Annotated in this window: 18 protein-coding genes, 1 tRNA gene and 2 rRNA genes; 12 read left to right on the top strand and 9 right to left on the bottom strand. The window is 43.7% G+C overall.

Going from position 1 to position 22744, the window contains the following annotated elements; genetic code table 11:
* Nucleotides 1–166: 166 nt before the first annotated feature.
* Together P4S60_RS14995 and rrf are read left to right on the top strand one after the other, a co-directional pair.
* Nucleotides 167–3050 (top strand): 23S ribosomal RNA (locus tag P4S60_RS14995).
* Nucleotides 3051–3176: 126 nt separating this feature from the next.
* Nucleotides 3177–3291: ribosomal RNA gene (gene rrf, locus P4S60_RS14990) — 5S ribosomal RNA — on the top strand.
* Between the two features lie 633 nt (nt 3292–3924).
* Here the strand turns inward: rrf and P4S60_RS14985 are convergent.
* The 7 genes from P4S60_RS14985 to cysG all read right to left on the bottom strand — a co-directional run bounded on the left by P4S60_RS14985 (nt 3925) and on the right by cysG (nt 11000).
* Complete coding sequence (locus P4S60_RS14985) at nt 3925–5187, bottom strand: aromatic amino acid transport family protein (RefSeq protein ID WP_337116468.1); 1263 nt, start codon at nt 5185–5187, stop codon at nt 3925–3927.
* 153 nt (nt 5188–5340) lie between these two features.
* Nucleotides 5341–5532 (bottom strand): hypothetical protein, encoded by a 192-nt coding sequence (locus tag P4S60_RS14980; RefSeq protein ID WP_055022144.1) that lies wholly within the window; start codon nt 5530–5532, stop codon nt 5341–5343.
* Nucleotides 5533–5704: 172 nt separating this feature from the next.
* Complete coding sequence (gene cysQ / locus P4S60_RS14975) at nt 5705–6475, bottom strand: 3'(2'),5'-bisphosphate nucleotidase CysQ (protein WP_337116467.1); 771 nt, start codon at nt 6473–6475, stop codon at nt 5705–5707.
* 3 nt (nt 6476–6478) lie between these two features.
* Nucleotides 6479–7075, bottom strand: a complete 597-nt coding sequence (cysC, locus tag P4S60_RS14970) for an adenylyl-sulfate kinase (RefSeq protein ID WP_337116466.1) — start codon at nt 7073–7075, stop codon at nt 6479–6481.
* A 144-nt stretch (nt 7076–7219) separates the two neighbouring features.
* Nucleotides 7220–8644: a sulfate adenylyltransferase subunit CysN gene (cysN, locus tag P4S60_RS14965; RefSeq protein ID WP_337116465.1), complete on the bottom strand. Its 1425-nt coding sequence runs from the start codon at nt 8642–8644 to the stop codon at nt 7220–7222.
* Nucleotides 8644–9543, bottom strand: a complete 900-nt coding sequence (gene cysD / locus P4S60_RS14960) for a sulfate adenylyltransferase subunit CysD (protein ID WP_337116464.1) — start codon at nt 9541–9543, stop codon at nt 8644–8646. Before cysD ends, cysN begins: the two co-directional genes overlap by 1 nt.
* A gap of 35 nt (nt 9544–9578) precedes the next feature.
* Complete coding sequence (cysG, locus tag P4S60_RS14955; protein WP_337116463.1) at nt 9579–11000, bottom strand: siroheme synthase CysG; 1422 nt, start codon at nt 10998–11000, stop codon at nt 9579–9581.
* A gap of 272 nt (nt 11001–11272) precedes the next feature.
* Here cysG and deoC point away from each other — a divergent pair, with 272 nt between their 5' ends.
* The 3 genes from deoC to P4S60_RS14940 are packed head-to-tail and all read left to right on the top strand — an operon-like array spanning nt 11273 to nt 13374.
* Nucleotides 11273–12016, top strand: a complete 744-nt coding sequence (gene deoC / locus P4S60_RS14950; protein ID WP_337116462.1) for a deoxyribose-phosphate aldolase — start codon at nt 11273–11275, stop codon at nt 12014–12016.
* The gene (locus tag P4S60_RS14945; RefSeq protein ID WP_119854184.1) at nt 12006–12506 is read left to right on the top strand and encodes a hypothetical protein; all 501 of its coding nucleotides are present in this window, start codon (nt 12006–12008) and stop codon (nt 12504–12506) included. The genes deoC and P4S60_RS14945 overlap by 11 nt, the downstream gene beginning before the upstream one ends.
* Before the next feature lie 19 nt (nt 12507–12525).
* On the top strand, nt 12526–13374 hold the full coding sequence (locus P4S60_RS14940; RefSeq protein WP_337116461.1) for an SPFH domain-containing protein: 849 nt from the start codon (nt 12526–12528) through the stop codon (nt 13372–13374).
* 40 nt (nt 13375–13414) lie between these two features.
* Here the strand turns inward: P4S60_RS14940 and P4S60_RS14935 are convergent, their stop codons facing one another.
* Both P4S60_RS14935 and P4S60_RS14930 read right to left on the bottom strand, forming a co-directional pair.
* On the bottom strand, nt 13415–14548 hold the full coding sequence (locus P4S60_RS14935; protein WP_337116460.1) for a CsgG/HfaB family protein: 1134 nt from the start codon (nt 14546–14548) through the stop codon (nt 13415–13417).
* Between the two features lie 125 nt (nt 14549–14673).
* Nucleotides 14674–18612, bottom strand: a complete 3939-nt coding sequence (locus P4S60_RS14930) for a two-component regulator propeller domain-containing protein (protein WP_337116459.1) — start codon at nt 18610–18612, stop codon at nt 14674–14676.
* A gap of 163 nt (nt 18613–18775) precedes the next feature.
* Here P4S60_RS14930 and P4S60_RS14925 point away from each other — a divergent pair.
* From P4S60_RS14925 to rplL, 7 genes are all read left to right on the top strand, one after another.
* A tRNA-Trp gene (locus P4S60_RS14925) sits at nt 18776–18852 on the top strand.
* A 132-nt stretch (nt 18853–18984) separates the two neighbouring features.
* On the top strand, nt 18985–19362 hold the full coding sequence (gene secE / locus P4S60_RS14920) for a preprotein translocase subunit SecE (protein ID WP_063700739.1): 378 nt from the start codon (nt 18985–18987) through the stop codon (nt 19360–19362).
* Between the two features lie 4 nt (nt 19363–19366).
* Nucleotides 19367–19924, top strand: a complete 558-nt coding sequence (gene nusG, locus P4S60_RS14915) for a transcription termination/antitermination protein NusG (RefSeq protein ID WP_337116458.1) — start codon at nt 19367–19369, stop codon at nt 19922–19924.
* 214 nt (nt 19925–20138) lie between these two features.
* Nucleotides 20139–20567, top strand: coding sequence for a 50S ribosomal protein L11 (gene rplK, locus P4S60_RS14910; protein ID WP_063700735.1), 429 nt, complete (start codon nt 20139–20141; stop codon nt 20565–20567).
* Nucleotides 20568–20571: 4 nt separating this feature from the next.
* On the top strand, nt 20572–21276 hold the full coding sequence (rplA, locus tag P4S60_RS14905; protein WP_337116456.1) for a 50S ribosomal protein L1: 705 nt from the start codon (nt 20572–20574) through the stop codon (nt 21274–21276).
* Nucleotides 21277–21599: 323 nt separating this feature from the next.
* Nucleotides 21600–22094: a 50S ribosomal protein L10 gene (gene rplJ / locus P4S60_RS14900; RefSeq protein ID WP_063700728.1), complete on the top strand. Its 495-nt coding sequence runs from the start codon at nt 21600–21602 to the stop codon at nt 22092–22094.
* 80 nt (nt 22095–22174) lie between these two features.
* Entirely contained in the window at nt 22175–22537 is a 363-nt protein-coding gene (gene rplL, locus P4S60_RS14895; protein WP_063700727.1) for a 50S ribosomal protein L7/L12, read from the top strand.
* Nucleotides 22538–22744: the final 207 nt, after the last annotated feature.

The following is a 22744-nucleotide window of genomic DNA, read 5'->3' as shown; positions in this document are numbered from 1 at the left end:
CTTATAGATAACATTGTTATTTATAAAGAGTTTTCAAAAGTAAAAATATGCCAGTTAATCAGCAATGATTAATCGGTATCTACTTTAGTATTCTCATCATTATTTGATGAATTAACTTCTGGCGAAGTTAACAGCTGTCACTAACAAAGACCCGTTTGGGTTGTATGGTTAAGTGACTAAGCGTACACGGTGGATGCCTTGGCAGTTGGAGGCGATGAAGGACGTATTAACTTGCGATAAGCCTAGTCAAGCTAGTAAAAAGCGCTTGAGACTAGGATTTCCGAATGGGGAAACCCACCTGCTTGCAGGTATCGTTAACTGAATACATAGGTTAACGAGGCGAACGCGGAGAACTGAAACATCTAAGTACCCGTAGGAACAGAAATCAACCGAGATTCCGGAAGTAGCGGCGAGCGAAACCGGACCAGCCCTTAAGCTTATTATGTGTTAGTGGAACATTCTGGAAAGTTTGACGATACAGGGTGATAGTCCCGTACACGAAAATGCATCTTAAGTGAAATCGAGTAGGTCGGAGCACGTGAAACTTTGACTGAATATAGGTGGACCATCATCTAAGGCTAAATACTCCCAACTGACCGATAGTGAACCAGTACCGTGAGGGAAAGGCGAAAAGAACCCCTGTGAGGGGAGTGAAATAGAACCTGAAACCGTGTACGTACAAGCAGTAGGAGCCCTTCGAGGGTGACTGCGTACCTTTTGTATAATGGGTCAGCGACTTATATTTTGTAGCGAGGTTAACCGATTAGGGTAGCCGTAGGGAAACCGAGTCTTAACTGGGCGTTGAGTTGCAAGGTATAGACCCGAAACCCGGTGATCTAGCCATGGGCAGGTTGAAGGTTGAGTAACATCAACTGGAGGACCGAACCCACTAACGTTGAAAAGTTAGGGGATGACCTGTGGCTAGGAGTGAAAGGCTAATCAAACCGGGAGATAGCTGGTTCTCCCCGAAATCTATTTAGGTAGAGCCTCGGACGAATACTTACGGGGGTAGAGCACTGTTAAGGCTAGGGGGTCATCCCGACTTACCAACCCTTTGCAAACTCCGAATACCGTAAAGTACTATCCGGGAGACACACGGCGGGTGCTAACGTCCGTCGTGAAGAGGGAAACAACCCAGACCGCCAGCTAAGGTCCCAAAGTCATAGTTAAGTGGGAAACGATGTGGAAAGGCCCAGACAGCCAGGAGGTTGGCTTAGAAGCAGCCATCCTTTAAAGAAAGCGTAATAGCTCACTGGTCGAGTCGGTCTGCGCGGAAGATGTAACGGGGCTAAACTATGCACCGAAGCTGCGGATTCAAAATTTATTTTGAGTGGTAGGGGAGCGTTCTGTAAGCCGTTGAAGGTGTACCGGGAGGTATGCTGGAGGTATCAGAAGTGCGAATGCTGACATGAGTAACGATAATGCGGGTGAAAAACCCGCACGCCGGAAGACCAAGGGTTCCTATCCCATGTTAATCAGGGTAGGGTAAGTCGACCCCTAAGGCGAGGCCGAAAGGCGTAGTCGATGGGAAACGGGTTAATATTCCCGTACTTGGTATAATTGCGATGGGGGGACGGAGCAGGCTAAACAAGCATGGCGTTGGTTGTCCATGTGAAAGTGAGTAGGTTGAGAGTTTAGGAAAATCCGGACTCTTAAGACTGAGACACGAGACGAGCCACTAAGGTGGTGAAGTTGTTGATGCCATACTTCCAGGAAAAGCCTCTAAGCTTCAGATTATACCGAATCGTACCCCAAACCGACACAGGTGGTCAGGTAGAGAATACTAAGGCGCTTGAGAGAACTCGGGTGAAGGAACTAGGCAAAATCGTACCGTAACTTCGGGAGAAGGTACGCTCCTATCTGTGATGAGACTTGCTCTCTAAGCGGACGGGAGCCGCAGTGACCAGGTGGCTGGGACTGTTTATTAAAAACACAGCACTGTGCAAAATCGCAAGATGACGTATACGGTGTGACACCTGCCCGGTGCCGGAAGGTTAATTGATGGGGTTAGTTTTCGGACGAAGCTCTTGATCGAAGCCCCGGTAAACGGCGGCCGTAACTATAACGGTCCTAAGGTAGCGAAATTCCTTGTCGGGTAAGTTCCGACCTGCACGAATGGTGTAACCATGGCCACGCTGTCTCCACCCGAGACTCAGTGAAATTGAAATCGCAGTGAAGATGCTGTGTACCCGCGGCTAGACGGAAAGACCCCGTGAACCTTTACTACAGCTTGGCACTGAACATTGAACCTACATGTGTAGGATAGGTGGGAGGCTTTGAAGCAGAAACGCTAGTTTTTGTGGAGCCGTCCTTGAAATACCACCCTTGTAGTTTTGATGTTCTAACGTCGGCCCCTTATCGGGGTTACGGACAGTGCCTGGTGGGTAGTTTGACTGGGGCGGTCTCCTCCCAAAGAGTAACGGAGGAGCACGAAGGTTGGCTAAGTACGGTCGGACATCGTACGGTTAGTGTAATGGTAGAAGCCAGCTTAACTGCGAGACAGACACGTCGAGCAGGTACGAAAGTAGGTCATAGTGATCCGGTGGTTCTGAATGGAAGGGCCATCGCTCAACGGATAAAAGGTACTCCGGGGATAACAGGCTGATACCGCCCAAGAGTTCATATCGACGGCGGTGTTTGGCACCTCGATGTCGGCTCATCACATCCTGGGGCTGAAGTCGGTCCCAAGGGTATGGCTGTTCGCCATTTAAAGTGGTACGCGAGCTGGGTTTAGAACGTCGTGAGACAGTTCGGTCCCTATCTGCCGTGGGCGTTTGAGAATTGAGAGGGGTTGCTCCTAGTACGAGAGGACCGGAGTGAACGAACCGCTGGTGTTCGGGTTGTCATGCCAATGGCATTGCCCGGTAGCTACGTTCGGAACTGATAAGCGCTGAAAGCATCTAAGCGCGAAGCAGGCCTCGAGATGAGTTCTCACTAGACTTTTAAAGTCTCTGAAGGGCCGTTGAAGACTACAACGTTGATAGGCAGGATGTGGAAGTGGTGTGAGCCATTAAGCTAACCTGTACTAATTACCCGTGAGGCTTAACCATACAACGCCAAACGCGTTTTATGACAGCGTAACGAACAGAAGTTAAGTTACTAAAGTAGACATTTACTTGATATCAGAATTCCAGATTTATTAATTTGCTCAAAAGAGCGAATTAAAACCAAATTTGCTTGGTGACAATAGCGTTTTGGACCCACCTGACCCCATGCCGAACTCAGTAGTGAAACGAAACAGCGCCGATGATAGTGTGGCATTTGCCATGTGAAAGTAGGACATCGCCAGGCTCCAAATAAGAGAAAGCCCGATTCGAAAGAGTCGGGCTTTTTTGCGTCTGGAGCTGTCAGCTTTCAGCCGTCATACGTCAGTTGAAATACAGAGACATCAGATGTCAGATATTAGAGGTCAGTTGAACTGCGGGGTTGTTTAGTAAAGAGTCACCCGCAGCAACACCCCCTGTAGGAGGCACTTCAGTGCCGAATAGTCAATAGACATCAGACGTCAGATAATAGATGTTAGTTGATCTACCGGGTTGCTAGGTAACTGAGTCACCCTCAGCAACAAACCCCCGTAGGAGGCACTTCAGTGCCGAATTCAGACCATAACAAACACATTCACGACTAAAACCATACCTACAAGTACACTTTACCTAGAACCTAGAACCTAGAGCCAGAGCCAGAGCCAGAGGGAGGCGCAGCAGCAAACACCTCCACCGCGCAGCTGATCGCTGACGGCTGAAAGCTGATAGCTCTGTGTTGGGTTTCTCTGCGCTCTACCCAACCTACGCCAGACCTTCAAACTTTACTCTTTCAACTTTCCCCTCGCTAACTAGCAACTCGCTAACTCCACTCCCACATTTCGCGTAACAAAAAAGCCCAGCCGGTTTCCCGGCTGGGCTTCTATATCTAGCAATAATGAGATTACTTAATCATGTTGTAGATAAGTGCAAACACAGCTAGAGCGCCAATTGTAAGTACGAACAATGTGCTCAAACGATTTCTGTATTTGTGTAAGCTAGGCACCTTATATACGGCAATCATTGGCATGATGAAGAGGATCATGGCAATGATAGGGCCTGATAGCTGATCCATCATGTCTAAAATACTTGGGTTGATCACTGAGCAATACCAAATAGCAAAGAACATGATAACAGTGCCAATCTTATCAACGAGTTTAGGGTTCATATGGGCTTGCTTACTAACAAGGCCGTTGAAGCTTTCACGGGCACCTAAGAAGTGGCCTAAGAATGAAGACGTAATCGCGATAAAGGCAACTAATGGCCCTAGAGTAGCAATAAACGAGTTATCAGTGATATTGGCAAGGAATGACAAGATAGACACGTTATCAGCTTTTGCTTGTACCATTTGTTCTGTAGATAGTGACAGTACGCACGAGAATACAAACAGTAAAACAAACACAATTAATAATAAGCTGGTGCGCTTTAGAATTGCTTCTGACTTCATTTTGGCATTATTGCCGTAGTGAGCGCGCTGTACATGCACAAAGCTTGATATTGCTGCAGCATGGCTAAATGAGAATACAATGATAGGTATTGATAACCAAAGTGTTTTCATGAATCCTGAAAACTCAGGGACTGATACATCTGGCATTTGCCAGCTTGGGATCAGGTAAATAGATAAGAAGAACAAGATAGCGACGAGAGGATAAACAAGAATTGCAAAAGCACGTAACATCAATGCTTCGCCACCAAGCATTAAACTGATCATACCGCCAACGAGCACACCAGATAACAGTACGCGTGGTGGTGATTCCATACCTAATTGATTAACGATAAAGCTATCAACAGTGTTGGTTAAACCAACTCCGTAAATAAGTAAGATAGGGAAGATAGAGAGAAAATACAGTAAAGAGATTAAGCGCCCGGCGTTAATGCCAAAGTGTTCTTCTACTACATCGGTAAAGTCTGCTTCAGGCTTTTTTGATGATAAAACAAATCGGGCTAAGCCTCTGTGAGCTAAGTAAGTCATCGGAAAGGCAAGGCATGCCATGATAATTAAAGGCCAAAATCCGCCGATACCGATATTAATTGGTAAGAATAAAATCCCCGCACCGACTGCGGTGCCAAATAAACTTAAAACCCATTGGGTGTCATGAAGGTTCCATTTTGAGTTACTACTTGTTGTCGATGCATCATACGGCATAGCATCTTGATGTGTGTTCATTAGCACTCCACTATTAGAATAATAATTGTCGCGCAGCATATAGAAAAGCGACTAAGAATGCATGTTTTAGCGTTGTATTTAGATAACTATGCTGTAAGGAGAGACTTACAAAGGAAGAGAGCTGGGCTTATTTAGAAAGCCCAGTTGTGGTATTTATTCTGCGGCTGCAAGTGCGCGAGCTTTAATGTCTGCGGCAAATGCTAAACCTTTCTTAAAACGTGCTTCAGCTGCAGTGATTTCACTTTCATCGCCATTGGCGGCAAGCACTCCTTGTGAAAGGGCTTTATATAGTGCGCTAATTTGGGCTTCATAGCCGGCTTCAATTGCTTTTTCAACAGTCGTCATGGTTATTCCTTTAATAGTTTGAGAGAGCAAAATACTATAGGAGCAAAGGCTTATTGGCTAGGTTAAACTGATTGTAAAATAAGGAGCATTAAAGGGGCTAGAGTTAAGATGGCAAGATAGATGCTGGGTTTCGCTACGCTCTACCCAGTCTACGATATTTAACGGAACGCTTTTAGTTCTGTATTGCCGATACGACAAAAAACGGATTCAGATACTCTTCTTTACTGTTATACAGTAGTGGGCTGCCATCGAGTTTGCTAACCGTTGCGCCAGCTATTTCGGCAATCGCATGACCTGCTCCAGTATCCCACTCACAGGTTGGGCCAAGGCGTGGGTAAATATCTGCACTGCCTTCGGCAACAAGACAAAGTTTTAGTGAGCTGCCCTTTGAAACCATTTCTACATCTTCAAACTGTTTTACGAATTCAGCTAAATCAGGAGATGGGTGTGAACGGCTGCCGACAACACGGATAAGCCCTTTATTTGGCTTACGGGTTACCTTAAGTTCAATGCGCTCATCACCTTTATCTTTAAAGGCACCAATTGCTTCTGCAGCAATATACGACACACCTAATGCCGGTGCATCGACAACCGCTAATACCGGTTTACCTTTTTCTATCAAGGCAATGTTCACGGTGAATTCGCCATTCTTTTTGATGAACTCTTTGGTGCCATCAATTGGGTCTACTAACCAGTAGCGTTGCCAAGTTTGACGGATATCCCAGCTAATATCAGCGCTTTCTTCGCTTAGAATTGGTACATCAGGGGTGAGGTGTTGTAAGCCATTCACAATCACTTTGTGAGCTGCTAGGTCGGCGTCGGTCACTGGGCTTTCATCAGCTTTGTACTCAACATTAAAGTCCTTTTCGTAAATCCCCATTATTGCACTGCCGGCTTGGCGTGCGAGGAGTAAGATTTCTTCTAGCAGTTCCGTTTGATTCATGACTTAACCTATAATTTGCTGTTGTTTTAAATACGCTACCAGCTCTTGCACCGATTGGTCTAGGGTGTTTTTGCTAGTATCGATTTTAATTTCTGGCGATGTAGGGATTTGATAGACTGAGTCGATACCAGTGAAGTGCTTAATTTCACCTGCTCGTGCTTTTTTATAAAGCCCTTTAGGGTCGCGTGTTTCACACACGTCGAGCGGGGTATCTAAAAATACCTCAATAAACTCACCATCCTCTACTAAGTTTCTTACCATATCGCGTTCGCTTTGGAATGGCGAAATAAATGCGGTTAATACAACAAGACCGGCATCGACCATTAGCTTTGCAGTTTCACCGACGCGGCGAATGTTTTCCACGCGGTCTTCATCTGTAAAGCCAAGATCTTTACACAAGCCATGACGCACATTGTCACCATCGAGTAGATAGGTGTGAACGCCTAGCTGGTTTAATGCGCTTTCTAGTGCGTTCGCAACTGTGCTTTTGCCTGAACCTGAAAAGCCAGTGAACCATAAAATGGCAGGCTTATGCTTTTTTTGCTCACTACGCTGTGATTTGCTAATGGCGTAATTATGCCAAACGATATTTTCATCCATTGTCTTTACTCCAATCATTGAGAAACCAAAGCTCTCAAAATAAAGAAATAGATTTAAAGGGGTGAGAGTGTGGTAATCAAATATAAATAGTAATGCTGGCTTAAAAACGGTTGTTGTCTTATAGCCAGCATTGTCTTACCTAGCCTATTTAAGTTGGCTTATATCAAGCGCTTGCCAATGAGGGAAGTGCTTGCGTACTAAAGCGTTAAACTCAACTTCAAAGTCGCTAAAGCTACTTTGCTGTTCTTCAGTGCTAAGTAATTGCTCAATCATACCTGCCGCAACGGTTAGGTTTGATAGGCGGTCAATTAGGATAAACGCACCTGTTTCATGGTTGTTGTGGTACTCATCAGCCAAAATTGTTTCTGTAAGCTCTAAGGTTACAATCGCAATTTCGTTAAGTTGTAATGAGTCTGCTTGACCATGCTCAAGGGTATTTACATCAATAGTGTGATCGATTTTTCTTACCACTGCCGAGGTATTTTTGCTGCCTAACTTAAAGTTATAGCTTTTACCTAATACAAGCGGCGCTTCATGCATCCACACTAATTTAGCTTGAATACGGTTTGTTACAGCAGCTTTTGAAGCGGCTGGTACAATTACATCACCACGACTGATATCAATTTCGTCGTTTAACGTTAGAGTGATTGCTTGACCTGCTTCAGCGGTATCTAAGTTGCCATCGAAAGTTACAATCTCTTTAATGCTTGAGCTTTTACCTGATGGTAACACTTTCACTGCATCACCCACGCTAAGTTTGCCAGACGTTAAAGTACCTTGGAAACCACGGAAGTCTAGGTTTGGGCGTACTACATATTGCACCGGAAGACGCGCTTCAAAACCGTTATCAATTTCAGCCGCTGGTGAGTCTTCAAGTAACTCCAGCAGTGGCTTTTCTGTGTAATAAGGTGTGTGCTCTGAGCGTGTAACTACATTGTCACCTTTCAGCGCTGACATCGGCACAAATTTGATATTAGTAACGTTTAGTTGCTCTGCAAACTTAAGGTAGTCAGCTTTGATTTTCTCATATACGGTTTCATCGAAATCGACGATATCCATCTTGTTGATAGCAACAACAAACTGCTTGATACCTAACGAGTCACAGATAAAGCTATGACGCTTAGTTTGTACTTGTACGCCATAACGCGCATCAACTAAGATAATCGCCACATCACTGGTTGATGCGCCGGTCACCATGTTGCGCGTGTACTGCTCATGTCCTGGCGTATCAGCAATAATGAATTTACGTTTTGCTGTAGAGAAGTAACGATAAGCAACGTCAATGGTAATACCTTGTTCACGCTCTGCTTGAAGACCATCTACAAGAAGTGCTAAATCAAGCTCTTCACCCGCATTACCAACTTTTTCATTGTCTTTATGCAGGGCTGCAAGTTGGTCTTCATAAATTTGGTGACTGTCATGTAAAAGGCGGCCAATCAGCGTAGATTTACCGTCATCCACACTACCACAGGTCAGCATGCGTAAAAGGCTTTTGTCTTGTTGACGCGCAAGGTAGGCGTCGATGCCTAACTCTCTTACTTCATTAATCGTGTCGTTTGTTTTAGACATTAGAAATAGCCCTCACGTTTTTTCTTTTCCATTGAACCAGCAGAGTCGTGATCAATCACGCGGCCTTCACGCTCAGAAGAGGTTGAAAGCAGCATTTCTTCAATAATTTCAGTTAAGGTACCTGCCGTTGATTCCACAGCGCCCGTTAGCGGGTAACAACCAAGAGTACGAAAACGTACCGACTTCATTTGCGGTACTTCGCCTTCTTCTAATGGCATACGCTCATCATCAACCATGATTAGCGTGCCGTTACGCTCAACGACAGGGCGTTCTTTGGCAAGGTAAAGTGGAACCATTTCAATGTTTTCTTGGTAGATATACTGCCAAATATCCAGCTCAGTCCAGTTAGATAACGGGAATACACGAATGCTTTCACCCGGATTAACTTGGCTGTTGTACGTATTCCAAAGCTCTGGACGTTGGTTTTTTGGATCCCATCTGTGGTGTTTGTCACGGAATGAGTAAACACGCTCTTTAGCTCGTGATTTCTCTTCGTCACGACGAGCACCACCAAATGCAGCATCAAAGCCGTATTTATCTAGCGCTTGCTTTAAGCCTTGCGTTTTCATGATGTCGGTGTGCTTTGCTGAGCCGTGCACAAATGGATTGATATCAATCTCTAACCCTTCAGGGTTTTTGTGGACGATTAAATCAAAACCATAGTCTTTAGCTAGGCGGTCACGAAACGCGATCATTTCCTTAAACTTCCAATTGGTATCAACGTGTAAAAGTGGAAATGGAATTTTTGCTGGATAAAACGCTTTACGTGCTAAGTGTAATAACACTGATGAATCTTTACCAATTGAGTAAAGCATCACCGGGTTTTCAAACTCAGCAGCAACTTCACGCATGATTTTGATACTTTCAGCTTCTAATTGCTGAAGGTGTGTTAAAGCCATTGTTAGTCGTCCTACTAAAATGATTAAAAGTTAAATTAAGCTACGCCAGTAATTGGCTGGGCAAAGCTGCTGGTTTGTTCTGTTTGACCAAACCATGCAAGCTGATGGTGCAATGATGCAACTTCGCCAATAATTAATAAGGCGGGTGAAATAATGCTATGGCGCGAAATCAAGTCGGCCAGCTCACCTAATTGCCCTGTTACCACACGTTGTTCTTTACGTGTGCCGTTTTCGATAATGGCAACCGGTGTGTCTGCACCGCGGCCATGTTTTAATAGTTGTGCTTGAATATGCGGTGATTTAATCACTCCCATATAAATCGCTAAGGTCTGATTTGGCTTGGCGAGTGATTGCCAATCCAATTCTTGACCATCTTTTTTACAGTGACCTGTCACAAACTGAATGGCTTGTGCGTGATCTCTGTGAGTAAGAGGAATACCGGCATAAGCGCTACAACCTGCAGCAGCAGTAATACCCGGTACGATTTGGTAACGTACTTTATTCGCGGCTAGCACTTGTACTTCTTCACCACCACGACCATAAATAAACGGGTCGCCACCTTTAATACGGCATACTTTTTTGCCTTGCTTGGCAAAATCAACCAGCATCTGGTTGGTATCTTCTTGCGCCACACTGTGATCGCCTAAACGTTTACCTACGCAAACTAGGTCTGCATCACGGCGTACTAAATCCATAATTTCATCAGAAACCAAGTAGTCATATACCACCACATCAGCTTGTTGCATTAATTGCAGTGCTTTTAGTGTTAATAACTCAGGGTCACCAGGGCCTGCACCCACAACATACACTTCGCCTTCAGGCTCTGGTTTGGCATCTAACAATTGCTCTAACTGCGCTGTGGCAGCTTCGGTATTACCCGCTTGCACTTTGCTTACGACGGATGAATCAAATACGCCTTCCCAAAACTGGCGGCGATCAGCAAAGTGTTTAAAGCGTTGTTTTACTTTGTCGCGAAAGCTACCAACTAATGTAGCGAGTGGACCAATATGCTGTGGAATAAGCGTTTCGAGTTTTTCACGTAAACGACGTGCTAATACCGGTGCTGTGCCTGCGCTTGAAATTGCAATTGTGATCGGGTCACGGTCAACAATGGACGGAAAAATGAAGCTGCATTTAGGTTGATCATCCACCACGTTAACGAAAATATTGCGCGCATTCGCAAGTTCAAAAACATCTTTGTTAACGCTGTCGATATCTGTCGCGGCAATTACCAGCATTTGCTGATCTAAATACTGTTCTTTGAAAAAGTCGTTAATGAGTGTTACATCTCCTTGCTCAGCAAGTTCTCGCAGTTCATCACAAAATTCAGGGGCGACTAGTGTCACATGAGCACGTGCCTTTAAAAACGCACGGCATTTACGTAACGCGACATCTCCACCGCCGACTACCAGCACAGGTTTGTCGTCTAATTTGGTAAAGATTGGTAAATATTGCACTTTGTTCTCACCCCTAAAACACATCAACGAAACTGCTTATTGCAGGCAAGCAGAATATAGTGCTCTAAAAAAAGTAAAAAATAATTAAAACCAAGTTTATATAACTAAAAGTTATACCAGGTGGTTTGTTTTGGCTTAAGACTTAGTTAACAAGGGATTGCGACGAGTTACAAGTAAATTAGCTGCCTTATGGTGATTAGTTATGATTTATAGCCGAATGATAAAAATTTGCTACTATAGGTCACTAATATGGCAACACAAAAATAAGAGCAATGACTAAAATACAAACAATTGCTGCCCAAGCGGTGGCACTGATGGACTTAACAACTCTGAATGATAGCGACACAACAGAAACCATTAATAACTTGGTTGCTAGTATTGAGCCTAAGTTAGGCATTCCTGCAGCGGTTTGTGTATATAGCCAGTTTGTCAGTGACGCTAAGCTTGCACTCGCTGAGCGCGAACTACAGCAAGTCAAGGTGGCTACCGTCACTAACTTTCCTAGTGGGGAGCAACCATTAGAGGAAGTGCTAAATGAAACCTTGTTTGCCATTGAACGCGGTGCTGATGAAATTGATTTAGTGATCCCCTATAAAGCACTAATCGCCGGTGATGAGCGCAAAGTTTTTGAGTATGTCAAAGCGTCAAAAGAGGCATGTGGCAGCCAAGCGCAACTTAAAGTTATTATCGAAAGTGGCGAATTAAGCGATGATCTCATTGCAACAGCAACTAAGCTGGCAATTGATGGTGGCGCTGATTTTGTTAAAACCAGTACCGGTAAAGTGGCTGTCAATGCAACGCTAGCTGCAACTGACATCATGTTAAATACCATAAAAGCGAGTGGTAAAAAGGTCGGTTTTAAAGCGGCGGGCGGGGTCAGAACAGTCACCGATGCTGCTGAGTATTTAGCCCTCGCTGAATCAATTATGGGTGAAGCGTACTTACAACCCGAGCTATTTCGTTTTGGCGCTTCTGGGTTATTAAAAGATGTGTATGCAACATTAAATGAATCGTGAAAGTGAACAAGAGAAAATAGCGCTCGAGCATGGCGCAGCAAAACTGTTTTTACGCTGTTACGAAAAGCAGTTTGGCGTAAGCATGCGTAATATTTGGCATAACACGCCGAGTAAACCAGACGTGAGTTGTTATAAAGGTGATGAACGGCTCGATATTGAAGTCGCGCATTTATATGCCAGTGAAACAGAAGCAATGGCGGTGTTAGGTCGGCCGCTGTCTATCTCCATGCAACGCGATCTTGCTGAAATGGCTTTAGCCCCCAGTAACGAGCGTTTGCACTGTGCTTTGCATCGCTTGCTGGCACAAAAAGCCAAAAAACATTACGAGTCTACGCAGCCTTGGTTATTAATTCGCAATGCCAGTACTATATGGCATTTCGATGATTTTAAGTCAGTACTTACTCACCTTGATGTGCCTAAGCACCATCCATTTCAACAAATTTGGTTGTTATGTGATTTTTATCGTGGTGAGTTATTACAAATTTTATAATGGAATGAGATAACAAAAAATGAAATTTAAACGTTCAGGGACGCAAACACTTCTATCGAGTGTTTTTCCAAGTTTAGCAGTAGCAGGGTTAGTTGCTGTATCGCTCACTGCGTGTACTAACCCAAGTACACCCGCGGGTGAAGAAGGTTACGTATTTGAAAAGCCGCGCGTGTTTGGCGAAGGTGGTTATCAAGGCACTATGATTGGCCCTGCTAACTACGGCATGTCACTGTGGCGTAATCAGGTAATTAATATTGATATGCGCCCGAACACGTATACTGAAACATTTAAGATTTTAGCTAACGATGACTTAAATATTAGTTTTGATTTTCATGCGGTCATTTCAATAGAAAGCGGCTCTGTCAGAGCGGTGGTTGAGCAATACGGTGGTGAAGATTGGTATCCGCGATTTGTTCGTGAAACATTTAGAACTTATGTGCGTGACATAGTGCAGCAATATGATAGCGGTGTGCTAAAAACCAATCGCGAGAAAATAGCTGCAGAAGTAACAGCCCGCTTAAAAGCGTATTTAGAACCAACGCCATTTAAACTCGCTAATGTCGTGGTGGGAAATATTAACTATCCGGCCATCGTTGCTAATGCTGTTGAGAAAAAATTAGCAGCACAACAATTGCTGTCTGAAAAAGAAACGCAAAAAGAAATTGCACGAAAAGATGCTGAGATACGTGTAGAAGAAGCGAAAGGTATTGCACAGGCGCAAAAAATTATTAATGCCACTTTGACGCCAAACTATCTACAACATGAAGCTATTAATGCGCAGTTAAAGATGGCTGAGTCACCTAACCATACAACTGTTTATATTCCTGTTGGTAACAATGGTGTACCACTGGTGAAAGGCACAAACTAAGATTTTCAACAGCCAGTGCTAGCACTGGCTGTTAGTTTGCTTAGTTAAATTTAAACATACTGCCAAGACTTTCTAAACTTGATTTGTTCGTTTTGGCAATACACCCTGAATCATCAAGAGATTTTTTTGTCGTCTCATCAGCAAGACCTGTCACTTTGAGCTTATTTTCTTGCTGATACTCAGTGAGCGCAAGCACCGTTGCTTGATCGTACTCTACGTCTTCTATTTCATATTCTTCGTAGTGAGGCTGCCTTTTCAAATAACCCAAACAAACCAAGTTCAGGCGTGACATCGCTAAGTCTGTTTTTTCATAGTAAGGCATTCTGTGATTTGGAACGCTAACCGATGCGACTGGGGCTTTAGCAGGAGCGGCAGCTGCGGTTACTTTTAGTGGTGCAGGGGCTGTATGGCCTGCAGCAATGGTGTTATCGCTATTATAGCGATAATAAGTTGTTGGCACTTTTGATTCTAAAAACTCAACGGCTTTTACGATCACTTCACGCAGTGCTTTTTCTTTTGGCGTGTTTGACCAGCTACTTAAGTTACCACCAACAAGTGCACCACCAAAATTGGTAGCAGCTGATGTAAAGTCAAAATCTTTGCTGCCACCTTCAACGCTGGTAGCGGCGAGAATACGAGAAGTTCGCGTGTCGATTAAACGTAAATCTATTGCCATGTGTGAACTTGAAAAGCCCGCCGATACAGAGCTAAATACATCGCCGATAAATCCGCCGCTGCCGACACGAGTACCTGAGTTGTCATCATCGAACTCTGTGACTGCGGCAACTACAACAATTTCGGCTCCCTCTATTTCACCATACGCAGCACCTGATGCTGCACTCACGCGGCCTGATACAGCAAGGTCTTGTTCTGATAATACGGCATCGAGTGCTTGTCGCTCTAAAACAATAAAGCGATTGGTACTGACTAATGCGGTTGTGAGTTGATCAGCCATCCCTTCACCAATTTCTTTACGCCACCAATGCGAATCATTGGATTTGTCAGTAAAGCGGGCAACAGCGATACGAGCTTTAGGACCATTGTATTGTTGCTTGGCAACTTCGTTTATATCAGGGCTGTTGTTATTGCTGGTGGTTGTCGAAGTACTCTGGCATGCAGCCAGTGCCGCAGCAAGTAACGTAATCGAAATCGCTTTGTGTGTTTTGGTGAGCATATGACTTTCCTTAACTTATATCTCATGCAGTAAATAACGCCGCACTATGGGCTTTGTTGTTATTGACGTTTGTATGGATAAGCTATAAAAATCAGTGTGTTATTAATAGCACTCAGGCGAAAACTTTATTCACTGATGCGAAATTCGGCATGTTTTTGATGTTTTTCTCGATACTGTTTTGGTGACAAGCCAACATAGTTCTTAAAGCTTCGGGCAAAATAGCTTTGCGAGCTAAATCCGGTTTGTTCTGCGATTTGACCAATTGCTAACGCGCTATCGATTAGCTGTTTTTTTGCAAACTCTAAGCGAGTATTGCGCAAATAATCAGAAGGCGTTTGTGAGTACAAGGCTTTCATTTTTAGTTGCAGCGCACGGGGACTTAAACATAACGCAGAGGCTAGCTGCTCAACCGAGAAGCTTTCATCTTGGTAGTGTGCTTGTACTGTCTGCTTAAGCTTTTCAGTGAAGGAATAATCTTTATTTTGTACTGTTACAGCGGCTGTATCACTATTCAGAGGAGCTGCCAGTTGTGCTGTTAGGTGCTGGTTTAAAATTTGTCTCAGATTAAGCAGTCCTTTTACTCTGCTCATCAGTAAAGTGGGTTCAAAAGGCTTACTTAAAAAGTCATCAGCCAATAAATCCAGCCCTTTTAAGCGACTGTGGGTGTCCGCTTTAGCAGAAAGTAATAATACCGGAATGTGGCTGGTGGCTGGGTTTGCTCGAAGGGCTGCTAACAGTTGATAACCATCCATATTCGGCATCATCACATCGCTGATAATGAGGTCAGGCAGGTCTGTCTGGCAAAGGTCGAGAGCTTGCTGACCATCAGTTGCACACATGCAGTTAAACTCAGTATTAAACAAACAAAGAAGTAGTTCAGCCATTTCCTGATTGTCTTCAACAATCAGCAGTGTTGGTTGTGAGGTATGAATTTGTATAGCGCTATTTGCTTGATTATCAGCACGTTCAATCATAGGTAATGACACAGTAAAGCAGCTACCTTCAGCAAACTTACTGCTTACGCTGATAGAGCCACCGTATTGTTCAATGAGCTGTTTTACTAAGCTTAGGCCGATACCACTACCTGGTTCAGATGATGCTATGCGGGTAAAGCGCTGAAAAACCGACTGCTGATGCTCACAGGCAATACCCACACCGGTATCCGTAATTTTAAACTGTAATGCTTGTTGCACTTCACTAAGGTGAATAGCGACTGTGCCACCTGCAGAGGTGTACTTAAGTGCATTGCTTATCAGGTTACTAAAAATCGAGTGAGCATGCTCAGGTGCAAGGTTTATCTTAAAGGCTTTAGAAGTGCTGTCAGTAAAGCTAAATTGCAGCTGTTTTTGCTCAAACAGAGGCCTAAAATCCGCGACCAAATCTGTTAAAAATGGCGTAATAGTATAAGGGCTGACAGTGTAAATTGCCGTGCTTGGGCGTTGACTCAATTGTAAAAGTTGATTGATTAGCTCAAGTAAGCGTTGGCAGTTTCGTTTGATACTCGCTAGTTGCGTTTGAGCTTTTGGATCGGCATTACTTCGCTGCAACTGACTGATTGGAGCAAGTATTAAGCTAAGTGGTGTTTTGAGTTCGTGGCTAATGTTATCTAAAAATTGATCTTTTAATTTGTTTAGCTCAATTTCGGTTTGCTTCTCTTGCTCTGCTAGTTTGCGCTTGTACAAGGCATTTAACACAAGCCAAGTCAGTGCTAAAGCAAACATGAAGTAAATACTGAAGGCTAATTTCGTTTGCCACCAAGGAGGCACAACAGTAAGCGCTAGTAGCTGTGTACTGTCACTCCATTGCCCATATTGATCTTTTGCTCTTAGCAATAACTGGTAGTGACCAGCAGGCAGCTGCGGATAGTTTATTTGCCTAAGGGATGCATCGGTATATAAAAATTGTTCATCAAAGCCTGCCAGCTTGTAGCCATATTGGTAATGTTTTGGAGTCGCGCCGTTTTTTAAGGCACTAAATTTAAAACCGATAACCCCAGCTGACTTGGCAAACGAGAATGTCTGAGTCGCACTTGCAAGCGTATTGGTTTGTTTATCAAAATGATTACTTTTAATCGCTCGGTTATTAAGTAATAACTCAGTTAACACTGGAGTAGGGGGCGTGAGCGTTAAGTTTAGTTGCTCGGGGTAAAAATGATTGTAGCCATTAATACCACCAAAAAATAATTCGCCATCGTCTGCTTGATAGCTCGCACCCAGTATAAATGATTGATGCTGAATACCGTCTTCTGGTAGAAACTGCTGCAATTGCTGCGTACTGGGGTTATAGCGAGTGAGTCCGCCATTGGTTGCTAACCAAAGCATGCCTTGTTTATCGGCAAGAATGTCAAATATATTGTCGTTAGCTAAACCTTGCTGTTCAGTAATCTGTTTCACTGTGAGGCTATGCGTGTTGACTTGATTTAAGCCTTGCATGGTGCCAACCCAAATATGATCGCCACTCAGCAACAAAGAGGTGACCATATTATGGCTAAGCCCAGCCTCGTCTGAGCCTTGCTCATCGACTAAAGTAAATTGCTCCGTATCGATATCCAGTTTATTGAGCCCAGCCCGAGTACCAATCCACAGTGCATGCTCTTCATTATCATAAGCCAAAGTAAATACTGTGTTGTTGGCAAGGCTATTTTGCGCGTCACTGTGCTTATAATGAGTCACTTTGGCAGAGGCTGGTTCAAAGCGGGTTAAGCCTTGGTTACTTCCAAGCCAAAGCGCACCTGTTTTATCGCTGGTAATTGCGTAAACACGGTCACTCGCTAGCTGGTGGCTTTGCATGGTAAAAACTGCAAATTCATCAAGACCATCTTGATACTTTATTAAGCCGCCTCCGTAGGTACCTATCCACAACTGCTGGTTAGCGTCTTCATGAAGGGCAAATATATTTTTATTTGGCAGTGCGTTTTTAAAGTGCTGGTAACCCGACGTCGTTTTGCGATTGAGTCCATCACGGGTACCAATCCACACCTCCCCATTGGCTCTTTTAATGATTGAACGAACAAAGTTATGACTTAACGAATTTGCTTGAGAGGTTTTTAATTGATGAGAGAACTGCTGTTGTTTAGGGTCATAGCGGTGCACACCATAGCCGTCAGTACCTAGCCAAATAATGCCTTGAGTGTCTTGATTAAGAGATAGAAGGTAGTCGCTACTCAAGCCGTTGGTGTCTTGCTTGTCGTGGCGGTAATGGCTGTGTTCGCCAAGTAAATCAGCCCCCGCAGGGAAAAAGTAGAGTCCTTGCCCATAGCTTGTAAGCCAGAGGTTTTGCTGTTGGTCAATAAGGCTGTCTGTTATCCAAGCACCATTAAACTGTTCGATTTGCTCACTACTTTGCGTAGCTAAATTTAATAGATAAAGACCTTGTTTAGCACCAATGATCAGCTTCTCATTATTTAGTAACTTGAGATGCCAGAGCGGTGCAGAGATCTGAGCATGCTGAGTAAATTGCTCAGTGATTGGGTCAAATGAAATAAGTCCTTTATCCGTGGCAAGCCAAATGAATTCTTTCGTAATGACAATGTCTCGCACCAGTGGCTGTGCTGATTTATAGTGAAAGTGTTTAAAGCGATTATTTGATACATCAAAACGCGTTAACTTACCGTTTTCGTGACCAAGCCACAGAACATCGTCTTTAGCTATCGCCATAGACCAAATTTTATCTTCACTTAGGCTGATGTCATGGCGTGTAGAGAACACCTCAAACTGGCCCGTTTTAGGGTTAAGTCTATTAAGCCCTTTGCTTGCAGTCGAAAACCACAACTGGTTTTTACTATCTTTAACACAGCCGGTGATCCAGTTCCCTGAAATGCTTTTATCATCGCTGTTAGCTTTGAAACGCTTAAACTCATAACCATCAAAGCGGTTTAAGCCTCCTTGTGTAGCAAACCATAAAAAACCTTGCTGGTCGGTGATACTGCACGTAATAGAATTTTGACTGAGCCCTTGCTGACTACTGAATGTACTCAGATGTAAAGAGCGAGCAGCAGTGCTTAGACTCAACAACAGAAAGAGACTATAAAAGACGAAGTAAATAGGGTTTTTTAACGACTGCACACTGATCCATGTGGGTTTTTTGTTCCTTTAATAGGGTTATAATAAACTGCTTTTTAATCAATGTTAATATTGATTTTTAAACGAACTGATGAGATTTTAACTAATGGGTATCTTTTACTCTTGTGTTAATGAATTGCGTAAGTATAATAGGCATCCACTTTGCAGGGGCGTAGTTCCAATTGGTAGAACAGCGGTCTCCAAAACCGACGGTTGGGAGTTCGAATCTCTCCGCCCCTGCCACTTTTTACACAATGTGTGTTAAGTCTGAAATTAAAAATCGGTTTAAACAAGTCAGTTTTTAAGTTTAGATTTTAATGGATTAACCCTGCCAGAGCGCAGGGTTGTTGTGTCTGTAGTTAAGGTAAAAATATTATGAGCACGAATGTAGAAACACCATCAAGTGCGATGGATTCAGTAAAGTGGATTGTAGCAATTGCGCTACTAGCAGGCGCAGTCGTTGGTAACCACATGTATGCAGACCAATCTGTATTATTACGTGCTATTGGTGTAGTGGTTGCTGTAGCAGCTGGTTTAGGCATTGCCTCACTAACTGAAAAAGGTCGTACTTTCCTTGCGTTTGCAAAAGAGTCTCGCATCGAAGTACGTAAAGTTGTGTGGCCAACTCGCCAAGAAACAACACATACGACATTAATTGTAATGGTTGCAACTGTGATTATGGCACTTATCCTTTGGGGATTAGATGGCATTTTATTCCGCGCAGTAGGCTTTTTAACTGGATTGGAGATCTAATCCCATGTCGGATGAGAAGAACGAAAAGAAACTACGTTGGTACGTAGTACAAGCTTTCTCTGGTTACGAGAAGCGTGTAGCACAAACTATTCTTGAGCACATCAAGATCGAAGGTTTGGAAGATAGTTTTGGTGAAGTATTAGTACCAACTGAAGAAGTGGTTGAGATGCGCGCTGGTCAAAAGCGTAAATCTGAGCGTAAATTCTTCCCAGGTTACGTACTAGTTCAAATGGACATGAACGATGCAAGCTGGCACTTAGTTAATAGCACTGCACGTGTTATGGGCTTCATTGGTGGTACGTCTGATCGTCCAGCGCCAATTAGCCAAAAAGAAGCTGACCGCATCTTAAATCGTCTTCAAGAGAATGCTGAAGCACCTAAGCCAGCTACATTATTTGAGCCAGGTGAAGTTGTTCGTGTTATCGATGGTCCATTTGCTGACTTCAGCGGTGTTGTTGAAGAAGTCGATTACGAGAAGAGCCGCGTGAAAGTGTCTGTTCTTATCTTCGGTCGTTCGACACCTGTTGAGCTTGAATTCGGTCAAGTTGAGCAAGACAAGTAAGTAAAAAATTAAAGCTGCCAAAATCGTTTAATATTTTGGCAATAAGCTTGAAAAAGGCCGCTGATTAACTTATAATCAGCGGCCTTTTTGTGTTAGGGCAAGTTGCTACTTGTTTTATCACTAAAAAGTGAGAACCAATTTTTAAACTGGGAAGCCGTTAGAGTACGCGTCCTCGCGCGCACAAGGCTATGACCCACCAAATGAGGTATTTATTATGGCTAAAAAAGTTGAAGCTATTATCAAGCTACAAGTTGCCGCTGGTATGGCTAACCCTAGTCCTCCAGTAGGTCCAGCACTAGGTCAACACGGTGTAAACATCATGGAATTCTGTAAAGCGTTCAACGCACGTACAGAATCTATCGAAAAAGGCGCTCCAGTTCCTGTAGTGATCTCTGTTTACGGTGACCGTTCTTTCACGTTCGAAATGAAAACTCCACCGGCTGCTTACTTACTTAAGAAAGCTGCAGGCATCAAATCAGGTTCTGGCCGTCCTAACACTGAAAAAGTGGGTACAGTTACACGTGCTCAACTTGAAGAAATCGTTGAGACAAAACGACCTGACCTTACAGCAGCTGATATGGAAGCTGCAGTTCGCACTATCGCAGGTTCTGCGCGTGCGATGGGCTTGAACGTAGAGGACTAAGATAATGGCAAAATTAACTAAACGTATGCGTACAATCCGCGAAAAAGTGGATGCGACTAAAGATTACGAAATCAACGAAGCAGTTGCTCTTTTAAAAGAGTTAGCGACAGCTAAATTCGTAGAAAGTGTTGACGTTGCTGTTAACCTTGGTATCGATGCTCGTAAATCTGACCAAAACGTTCGTGGTGCAACTGTACTACCTAACGGTACTGGTCGTGAAGTTCGTGTTGCTGTATTCACACAAGGCGCTAACGCAGATGCTGCGAAAGAAGCTGGTGCTGAATTAGTGGGCATGGAAGATCTTGCTGAACTAGTTAAGAAAGGCGAGATGAACTTTGACGTTGTTGTTGCATCTCCAGACGCTATGCGTGTTGTTGGTCAACTAGGTCAAATCTTAGGTCCACGTGGTCTAATGCCAAACCCTAAAACTGGTACTGTAACACCTAACGTTGCAGAAGCAGTTAAAAACGCGAAAGCAGGTCAAGTTCGTTACCGTAACGACAAGAACGGTATCATCCATACTACTATCGGTAAGGTTGATTTCACTGCTGAGCAACTTCAACAAAACCTTGAAGCTCTTATTGTTGCGCTTAAGAAGGCTAAACCTTCACAAGCTAAAGGTACTTTCGTGAAGAAAGTAACTATCTCTACAACAATGGGCGCAGGTGTTGCTGTTGACCAAAACTCTTTAAGCACTAACGTAGCTTAATTAAGAGTTTACATGGCGTGAAATTTGAACTATAATTTTGCGCCATTTTGTTGAGAAAGTTAATTTCAAAACAAGTAAAGAATTCGGGTTGAAGCTCATAATTTCGTAATGCCTTCGGGTAAAAACGATAAATTGGGCTTCCGTCCAAGACCGTAGGTGGTTTCGGCCTTAATAAGTTTTTTACCTACGTAGACGGTGTGAATCCCCAGATAGATTTTTCCTAATCTTCTGGCTCTCGCCGTAAAAAGCATCTCCATCATTGATGGGGAAGAGTAGAACCGGGAAGCCAATATCGGCAACCCATTAAACCAGGAGTAACACCCATGGCTTTAAATCTTCAAGGCAAAAAAGCAATTGTTGCTGAAGTCAACGAAGCAGCCACTGGTGCTCTTTCTGCAGTTGTTGCAGATTCTCGTGGTGTAACAGTTGGTGCTATCACTGCCCTTCGTAAAGAAGCTCGTGAAGCTGGTGTATGGATGAAAGTTGTTCGTAACACTCTAGCTAAACGTGCTGTTGAAGGTACAGATTTTGAGTGCCTATCTGATTCATTTGTTGGTCCAAGCTTAATCGCTTTCTCTTCAGAGCACCCAGGTGCTGCTGCGCGTATTTTTAAAGAATTCGCGAAGAAGAACGAGAAATTCGAAGTTAAGACGGCTGCATTTGAAGGTAACGTAGTAGACGCAGCTATGCTAGCAACTCTACCTACTTACGACGAAGCTGTTGCACGCTTAATGAGCGCTATGAAAGAAGCGTCTGCAGGTAAATTGTGTAAAACAATTGAAGCAGTACGTGTACAGAAAGAAGAGCAAGCTGCTTAATTTTAAGCTGTTTTTTTGTTCACTTTCGGTGTAATATTTTTTTGGACTAAAATTAGTCCGTAATAATTAGGAAATTTGTAATGTCTGTAACTAAAGACCAAATCCTTGATGCTATTGCTGAAATGTCAGTAATGGACGTTGTTGCTCTAGTTGAAGCAATGGAAGAAAAATTCGGCGTAACTGCAGCTGCTGCTGTTGTTGCTGGTCCAGCTGCTGAAGCTGCTGAAGAGAAGACTGAGTTCGACGTAATCCTTGCTGGCGCTGGCGCTAACAAGGTTGCAGCTATCAAAGCTGTACGTGGCGCAACTGGTCTTGGCCTTAAAGAAGCTAAAGCACTTGTTGAATCAGCTCCTGCACCTATCAAAGAAGGTGTATCTAAAGAAGAAGCTGAAGCACTTAAGAAAGAGCTTGAAGAAGCTGGTGCTCAAGTTGAGATCAAGTAATCTAGCTTACGCTAGGTTCGCTGCCTGAGAAATCAGGCAAGGGCTGGTGATTATTTAATCACCGGCCTTTTTGCGCTATAGAGCGATGCATTCCTGTAGCGCAAATAAAATCTAATTTTCTCTTTACTTTCAAGTTGTTATCGAAATCGGTATTGAAAGTGGCAGAGCAAAATAGAACAACAATTTAATGTTGTACATCTTGGCATA

The sequence above is a fragment of the Pseudoalteromonas sp. Hal040 genome, from assembly GCF_037162425.1.
Lineage (GTDB): Bacteria > Pseudomonadota > Gammaproteobacteria > Enterobacterales > Alteromonadaceae > Pseudoalteromonas > Pseudoalteromonas gelatinilytica.
This window is presented reverse-complemented; position numbering and strand designations above follow the sequence as displayed.